This is a genomic window from Bartonella sp. AP65SXKL (genome assembly GCF_042195725.1).
Taxonomy (GTDB): Bacteria; Pseudomonadota; Alphaproteobacteria; order Rhizobiales; family Rhizobiaceae; genus Bartonella.
On record NZ_JBHIOW010000005.1, the window covers coordinates 8,846 to 16,885 of the forward strand.

The window sequence follows — 8,040 nt, forward strand, 5'->3', positions numbered from 1 at the left end:
ATCTCAAAGGGGAACTAAAAAACTGTGAAAGCGTTTAACAGTGAAGAAGCCCCTAGGCTGACAAATTGGAGTCCGCTCTGTCAACCTGTCATTTGGAAAATAATTGATGAATCCCCTTGTTTTTATCCTCTTATTAGTTTCATGTACAGATGATTTTAATAGTTGCTATTCGAACAATACAATGGTTAAAATCTATCCCACGGCTCAAGCTTGTGAACAGGCCATGGTCCCGTCCACAAAAAAGTTTGCACTTTATGGACAACAAATTTTTGCTCAATGTATAAACGTACAACCCAGTTTACATCAACAAGAAGTAAACTTGATCTGGTCTGTAACAAACCATGGAAATTTCCTGCTTAAAAGCCAAAACGTAAAGGACAAGCTGTCTACAGTACACAAAGAAGATATTTTACCAACATCGCTTCCTCTTTTACATTCTTCTTCCACAAACCTCTTGCACAAAAAACTTTAAAAGCATAAACCCATCAGATCTCAAAAAAAATAATCAATGAAAGACATGATGGATAATAAGCGAATGCACCCTTCAAAAGACCATCACACAGAGCAAAATTCTCTGCCTCAAGATCTCCCTTTAGACCCTGCCGTAGAACGAGTGAGAAAAAAACTTATGGGTTTAATGATTATTTCCGTTTTAATAACGCTTTTCCTTATTCTAACCGTACTGTTTTTAATTGTTTATAAAGTGATAAAAACCGGATCAGCGCCAAAACAAACAGAGCTATCTTCCTCTCTCAGCAAAAACCCACACGTTATCCATCATACGCTCTCTCTACCGGAAAAAACACAGATTTTGTCGCAAAGCCTCTCAGAACACAATATTGTACTGAAAGTTTTAACCCCTGATGGACAAACAAAATTTATGATTTACAATTATCATACCGGTGCACTTGTCTCCATTCTTTCTGTTGAAACAACAAAAGAGAGAGCGAAGATAATGCCTCATTAAGAAAACTAACATCAATAAGCGCTGACATAGCATTCTGAAGGTTTAAACATTTTCTGCAAGCCGGCATTATCACACGCTTTACCAACTCGTGGATGTTGCCCACAATCCTTGGCGCTAGAGAGAGTTCATAAGAGCCATTTTTATTCCTTCTTATACAAATTTATCCACACGGGCTCTCCCCGTTTGCAACGTGCAAGCGAATGGTTTTTGTTGATCCAACATGGAACAAATTTGGAAATGAGAGAATTCTAGGGGTTTAGGGGCCCTCACCTAACATTCAAAACAATGAATTATTATTATAAATTAATGTGATAAGTCTTAAATATCCACCACACGGGCGACGGCGCGTTTTTTACTGTATCCCCTCACTTAAATCTTGGAAAAGAAGAAACCTTTCTGTCAACGCATTCCCATTTTAAGAAAATGACATCACTTGGGAAAAGCTAATAAACGTGCAAGAAATACCTCTTCTTGAGTGCAAAAATTCAACATATTAATTTATAGTGATGATTTATTTTGCATGTCAAATGAGAACCTCAAATACTGTAAGATTCTCCCTTTCAAATCTGTTCGTAAAAAACTGAATCAAAATCATTTCCTCACATATCCCAGCAAGGAAATGGATGAATAAAATACCTCTTATGAATGATCAGGTATCAAAAGAAGAACTGTTGCAACATTGAAAATTAAAGCAATAACGCCCAGTTTACATCTTTTATTAAGCAAAGATAACCGATGGATTTCACATGATAGAATTCATGAACACCAGTGCGAAATGGGCATGAATACATTGAATATAAGTGTGAATTAAATAAAACAACGACATTGCGTTCTTCATAAAAGAACTGCCTCTTAAAATACACGGATGCGGTTTTCTCTGTATTTCCTCACTTAAATCCCAGCAAAGAGGCAATCTTTTCTGTCAACACCCTTTGTTAAGTCTCAATACTGCCCGTGAAAATCCAAAGAAAGCGCAAGAGGCTTCTTGAGTATATACAATTTACTATCATGATACCAATAACATCACCACAAGCGCTTATACAGCACCCTTCAGGTTTAAACATTTTCCTCTGCCTCAAGATTGACCACTTGAGCGACGACGCATCTTCCCCTGTATCCCCTTACTTAAATCTCAGCAAAGAGGCAATCTTTTCTGTCAACAGCCTTCGTTAAGTCTCAATACAGCCCCGTGAAAACTCAAGGAAAGCGCAAGAAGCTTCTTGAGCATATTATAATTTATTATCATGATACCAATAACATCACCACACAAGTGCGCTTACACAGCACCCTTCAGGTTTAAACATTTTCCTCTGCCTCAAGATTGACCACTCGGCGACGGCGTGGTTTTCTCTGTATCCCCTCACCTAATCCAGGCAAAGAAGAATCCTCTTTTGTTGCTGTTTTTGTTGCTGTTGATGCATCTCCATTGCTAGAGCTTTCTGCTGTTGTAAGTGAAAGCTCAAGAGATGATTCATCTTGAGTCCGTACAGTACGTCGACGAGGAGAACGACGTATTTTTTTGACAGGTTCAACATTTTTCTCAGAGAGGCAGTGCTCTTGATCTGTTTTTTCATCCGATAGAGCCTCTAAAGCGTTTTCACGCGCATCCCCATTTTGCGCTTTATCATATTGGCCATTGCCATTTTTTTGCGACGACATTTGTAATACATCTGTATCACCCTCGACAGCATCCTTTTTTTCACCATCAAGATTTATTTCACCGCATTCTTGCCCATTGTTTTCATCACGATTTTCGTTTTCATCACCACGATTTTCATCACGCCGAACCGATTGAGACATTTGCCCAGCTGCTGCTAAAATAATACGCAAATAGTGCTCGGCATGTTGTAAATAATTTTCCGACATAACACGATCACCTGCACCTTGTGCATCACGCGCAAGGCTTATGTATTTATCGGCAATTTGCTGAGCATTCCCGCGAATTTTAACATCCGGACCGCTACTTTCATAATTGCGAGACAACGGATTAGGACCGCGACGATTATTATTGTTATTACCATTATTGTTATTATTGCGACCGCGTACCCGTCTATTTTGTTGTGGCCTCATCTTTATCCCTTTTTGGAGTGTTTGTCTTATGTGTGTCTTAATTGACGCTTCCTCATTACATTATCTTTTGATAATGCTGATCATGTTTAACATACGATTATCAAGCTATCCGCGTTTATTTCACTCAAACGAACCCTACTGATATTGATAAAAGCATATATTTTCTTGAAAATCACAAAACAGCAGGGAAATCGTAAATCAAAAATTCCCTTTTTCTCTGTCAAACAGCAGAAACCTAATGATGTTCACGTAAAATGCCAAGTGTTTTTTTTAAAATAAACCATATTTCACTAAAAAAAATAATTATCTTGTGGAAAACAAAAAGGAAAACACACATATAACACACCCGACAAAGAAAAAATTCCTGCCAGAGAATAGTAGAAGCTTCCTTTTTTGCTCTAAAACCACCGCTCCTAAAAACGCCGATATTCTCTACCCCCTCGTGCATTTAACTCACAAGCACTTCCATCCCAACGAGTCACTGCGCGAACCTCTTTATTTTATAAATATAGCCTCTCTTCATCGCTAAAGCAACCCCTTGCGAGCGATAATCCACGATCGCCTCACAAAACCTCTTAACTTTTATAGATAGATTAACACGAAGTATTATTCAAGCCCTATAATCACCAAGAGATCAATCTTCTTTCCCAAACAAGTCAATGATACTATCAATTTTTATTTTAACCCATAGAGTTTTTAAGTTAATCACAGTTTTTATTTATAACAAATTGAGCTTAAAAACAAAATATTTAAATACAAAAAAATATCAAATTATGAAAAAAACGACCAATATGTCACACTTTTTTAAAAATCAGCTTCTTCTCAAAAAAATACCCTCCTCAAAGCCTATCAATAAGAATGGCCTAACGTATTTCCTTACTTATCTTTTCTGATAAAGAAAACTAGAATTATAAAACAAGCACATTTTTAAACCCAGCACAGCGCTTTACGCATGAAGAAGCCGTAAATGTTTATAAAAGGAATGTTTTTTTACTCATTTTTGTCATGTCTATTGACTTACACCCTCAAAGAATGAAGGTTCTCAAATCACACTGGTCTGTTAACAATGAAAATACTTATAAAATTCATACACTAAATTGATTTGTAATGATAATTCATATTTTTTGTGTTGAGTAAGAAAATTAATACCGTAGGATTTTTCATCCTCAATCTGTTTGCTGTTGAATCAATCTCTTTTTCTTGCATGTTACATGTGGGAAAACCTGCGTGGAGTAAAAACGATAAAAAGACTAAAAGTGCCTCTTATGAACCGTCTCTAAGGCTAAAGGGTTGTCGAGAGCACCATTGGGAGCGAGCAAAGTGTGAGATAGTACCGGCTTATTCTTTGTTTAAACCATAAAGATGAACTTGCTTTATAAATTTTATACATTTCATGATGGTTTTACCATTATACCATTCACCAAAACCATCACGAAATGGATTTCCCACACTCGTTATTTCCCTTAAAAAAGCGCAACAAATCCTCCTGAAACTCCACCACGCCCCCTTAAACATTTCAAGGAGGCCATCCATACCTTATGTCGCCACACCTTAAATAAGAAGTGCGATATAACAAGATAAATAAATCAAGCTGCTATTGGTTTTGAGGCAGATAGTCATTTAAGAGGCTTTTATCTTTTTATCAAAATTCGCATCCTTTTAACGTTCCCTATAAAAACTTAAAAGTAATTGCGCCTTTTGCCTGTTTTATTTTCTCTTTCATTAAGAAAACAGTCTCGTAAGAGAAAATAATTTCCATCCCCAGGACGGATCCTCGTCAAACATTGTTTTTTAGCACTATCAGAAAGCTTATCCCACATTTCACGAATAGCAAAATAGGCCTCACTTTCCAAATTAAGACAATGCTGATAAACCTCTCTTTTCATATCGGGCATAACGGAGGCAGAAATTTCCTTGCAATATACGCGTAGATCAAAAACAGGAATAACCAATTCAACGGGTGCTTGTTGTGTTACTTTTTTATGAGAAGAAAAATAACTAACCACCTTTGCAACAACAAAACACAAAAACACTATACAAAAAAGTATTATGCAAACAAAAGCAATCTTGCGATATAATCTTTTGAAATAAGCCTTTTGTCTTGCTCGGATTCTTTTTTCCATAAAGATTGTACCCTTTAATATCCCAAGAGAAGCTTTTACAGCAAAAAATGATAGAAGTATCTGTGTACACAATACAGGTTATAGCCGCAAACGATCAAGACTCTTATGTCAAAAGACTCTCTTTTTTACCGTATAATTCTTATCGTATAAAATTCTTATGAAACACTTTTCTCATGCCCTTTATGAAAAAATAGGGCTGATGATTTTCTCTCACCACTTTTAAAGACAAAGATTCTTTATCCATGCGGATCTATAAACAATTCGTCTTTGTTAAGACATGTCATATTGATTTATAAAGAATATTTATTGTTTTACATGTTGAATGAGAAACCCGAACACCATAGGATTCTCTCATCCGAAGTTTGTTTTCTATTGAAACAATCAAAACCATGTTGCTTACAAGTTACAAGCGGAGCTAGCATGTGGATTAAAAACTGTATAAGAAAGGCATATGCCTCTTATGAATCGTCTTAAGTGTCAAAGACCGTAGCAAAATTGGGAGCTAGAAAATACAATAATGGTGCGGGCTTGCCTCTACATAAGCGTAAAGATGGGAGTGCTCAATGGATTTACCGTTATTCACCACACAAACACTTCATATATAAAATCTTATACGCCTTCTATTACCGCCCCCTCAAAAAGCAGTCGCTAAAACAAGATTAAGAGATTATAGATGTAAAACTCCTAACAAAAAAGAATGGACTTTCTAATCGAGATCAACAAACACTGTTAAAGACACATTTGCATTTTTGACCATGCTGGCATGTATGATAATGGCCCTTCAAATGCGCCACCATTTTATGCTTCACCTCATATCATTCTCCGTCAAACAATCACAAAGATTCTTTAACTATTCAACGCCCCCCAACCAAAGCAAAGAAACCAAACCCAGACGCCTGCATTTTTATTTGAATCTTCCCTATTGGGATAAAACACACAAGAATTTAAAAATTTCACTGCAAAATGAAATCACAAAATACAATAATGAGAAAAATATCCAAAGCCATCTCAATAACAAATATATAGCGCCCCTGTTATTAGAAAGTAAAAAAAGCCGCACCATTTAAAGGCGCGGCTTATGAATAGAGATATAACTAAATAAAATACAAAAGAAATCAATAATAAATACTTATACACAAAACGTATAGTATTGCAAGCTTTTTAATTATATTTATAAAAATATCCAAAAAGAGTATAAATAATGATACATTCGTATTGAGGAGAGCTGTTTATAACAATACACTTTCTAAAATAAAAACGTATCAAATAAATCAAAATACTTTGTAGCTTTATCTCAATATAATCCATGAAAAAACACACATGATTTAAGTCCATAATTATAATAAGACCCGTTCTTTTACGCTTGTAAAAGCTGGTTTTTCTTAACTTACATTCACCACTTCAAAAGATGAAGATTCTTCACCCAATCTGATCTATCAACAGCCCAGATTGCATCGGGGTTCATTTGGCTTTCTCGCATGTGATTGACTTAAACTTAAAGCTCAACAAATAAGCCTGCCTTAAATATTTGCCATGCCCTTTAAAAAACACTTTTTGTATCATGGAAGCTCTTACAAAGAGGCTTGCCTTATATCATCACACCTGAAAGGACAGTCTTTACAGCATAAACAGGACAAGACAAATCAACAACCGCTTGTACAATCTTGTCTGATAAGAAAACAAGTGAAACGTTAGCCTTCAAGCCTGCTCCAACAGTATAGCATTTCTCTTCTTTATAAGAAAAGACACAACGATACGCATGATTTTCTTATAGGCATTTTTCTGCTTTTGTCCTTTTAGCAATTAACATTTTCTTTTTATGGGATTTTTAACAAATTAAAATTGCGATGAACTGCACTTTTTTTCTTTTTAAAAAGCGTAAAAATGGCAATTTTTTATAGATTTAAAATCATCAAACGCCCTATCCAAAAAGCTTTTTAAAATGATTGCAAGATTTTTTATCTTTTTTAAAACTTCTTTTGTCATGCGTTTTTGTTCGAACACGGCTCCTTTCTCTGTAGGCTTTAAAAACTTGCCCTTAGATTTCAATATGCGCCCTACTCTCCCCAACAACGCATGATCAACTTATCCTGCAACAACGCTTCTCTATCAATTTTTACCCTTTTTTAACATCTCAAACAGAGTGCAATTCCAATCCCCACCGAAGATATAAATCAGGTTTATCTCATCTATAGCTTCAACCCATACATATTGTTATGATCACTCTTTTCTATTTTTCCTTTTCTAACAAAGAAGAAATCTCTCTAGAATGCTCAACACTGATGTTTTGAGCAACACTACTGTATATTCCTAGCGGCTTATGTGCTGTAAATTTTGAAATAAAAGAGCTGTAGTCTATTTTTGGCGCCTCGTATATTGGAGAAAAAAATATGTCTCCAACGGACGATGATTCTGTTTTAATTTCTGGTGCGCTCACAAAACTGTTTGGTGTCGTTATTCCACCACTCACAACACTATTAATACTGTCTTGCTTCTCTTCTTTCTCATTTTTTTTCTGTTCGACATTGGTAAGATCTAGAGCATTTAATTTTTTTTCTAAAGCATCCATGCGCTTTGCAATTTTTGTAATATCTTCATATGCTTTCTTCAACAATGCGTTTAAAGGAGCATGTCCCATTCTTCCGCTAGCATAAAGAACCACACGAATACATTCCGGATCATCAATATCAGCAATAGAAAATGGAAAAAGTGCCATTATATCCCCCTTTTTGATAAGCTAAACGCGTATTAAGGCATTTGCATATCTTTTTCCGTTGTACGGCTCTTGCATTTCTCAGAAAACCTCAGAAAACCTCAGAAAACCTCAGAAAACCTCAGAAAACCTCAGAAAACCTCAGAAAACCTCAGAAAACCTCAGAA

At 35.7% G+C, this 8,040-nt stretch carries 6 protein-coding genes; 3 read left to right on the plus strand and 3 right to left on the minus strand.

Annotation, left to right across the window (positions count from 1 at the left end; genetic code table 11):
• Positions 1-106 precede the first annotated feature (106 nt).
• Both ACFIMP_RS04265 and ACFIMP_RS04270 read left to right on the plus strand, forming a co-directional pair.
• The gene (locus ACFIMP_RS04265) at positions 107-472 is read left to right on the plus strand and encodes a hypothetical protein (RefSeq protein WP_375613650.1); all 366 of its coding nucleotides are present in this window, start codon (positions 107-109) and stop codon (positions 470-472) included.
• Positions 473-517: 45 nt separating this feature from the next.
• The gene (locus ACFIMP_RS04270; protein WP_375611689.1) at positions 518-967 is read left to right on the plus strand and encodes a hypothetical protein; all 450 of its coding nucleotides are present in this window, start codon (positions 518-520) and stop codon (positions 965-967) included.
• 1,296 nt (positions 968-2,263) lie between these two features.
• Here the strand turns inward: ACFIMP_RS04270 and ACFIMP_RS04275 are convergent.
• Together ACFIMP_RS04275 and ACFIMP_RS04280 are read right to left on the minus strand one after the other, a co-directional pair.
• Positions 2,264-3,037: a DUF4167 domain-containing protein gene (locus ACFIMP_RS04275; protein WP_375611688.1), complete on the minus strand. Its 774-nt coding sequence runs from the start codon at positions 3,035-3,037 to the stop codon at positions 2,264-2,266.
• A gap of 1,679 nt (positions 3,038-4,716) precedes the next feature.
• Positions 4,717-5,160, minus strand: coding sequence for a hypothetical protein (locus ACFIMP_RS04280; protein WP_375682447.1), 444 nt, complete (start codon positions 5,158-5,160; stop codon positions 4,717-4,719).
• A gap of 773 nt (positions 5,161-5,933) precedes the next feature.
• Here ACFIMP_RS04280 and ACFIMP_RS04285 point away from each other — a divergent pair.
• Positions 5,934-6,227: a hypothetical protein gene (locus tag ACFIMP_RS04285; protein WP_375661199.1), complete on the plus strand. Its 294-nt coding sequence runs from the start codon at positions 5,934-5,936 to the stop codon at positions 6,225-6,227.
• A 1,163-nt stretch (positions 6,228-7,390) separates the two neighbouring features.
• On the opposite strand, the gene ACFIMP_RS04290 is transcribed toward ACFIMP_RS04285, so the two are convergent.
• Positions 7,391-7,876 carry a hypothetical protein gene (locus ACFIMP_RS04290; protein ID WP_375613651.1) on the minus strand — a complete coding sequence of 162 codons (486 nt, stop codon included), beginning with the start codon at positions 7,874-7,876 and terminating at the stop codon, positions 7,391-7,393.
• Positions 7,877-8,040 lie beyond the last annotated feature (164 nt).

Bases quoted from the DNA above. Each gene is read 5' to 3' on its own strand.
- ACFIMP_RS04285 (WP_375661199.1), top strand. From the start codon at position 5,934: ATGGCCCTTCAAATGCGCCACCATTTTATGCTTCACCTCATATCATTC.
- ACFIMP_RS04270 (WP_375611689.1), top strand. From the start codon at position 518: ATGATGGATAATAAGCGAATGCACCCTTCAAAAGACCATCACACAGAG.
- ACFIMP_RS04275 (WP_375611688.1), bottom strand. From the start codon at position 3,037: ATGAGGCCACAACAAAATAGACGGGTACGCGGTCGCAATAATAACAAT.
- ACFIMP_RS04265 (WP_375613650.1), top strand. From the start codon at position 107: ATGAATCCCCTTGTTTTTATCCTCTTATTAGTTTCATGTACAGATGAT.
- ACFIMP_RS04290 (WP_375613651.1), bottom strand. From the start codon at position 7,876: ATGGCACTTTTTCCATTTTCTATTGCTGATATTGATGATCCGGAATGT.
- ACFIMP_RS04280 (WP_375682447.1), bottom strand. From the start codon at position 5,160: ATGGAAAAAAGAATCCGAGCAAGACAAAAGGCTTATTTCAAAAGATTA.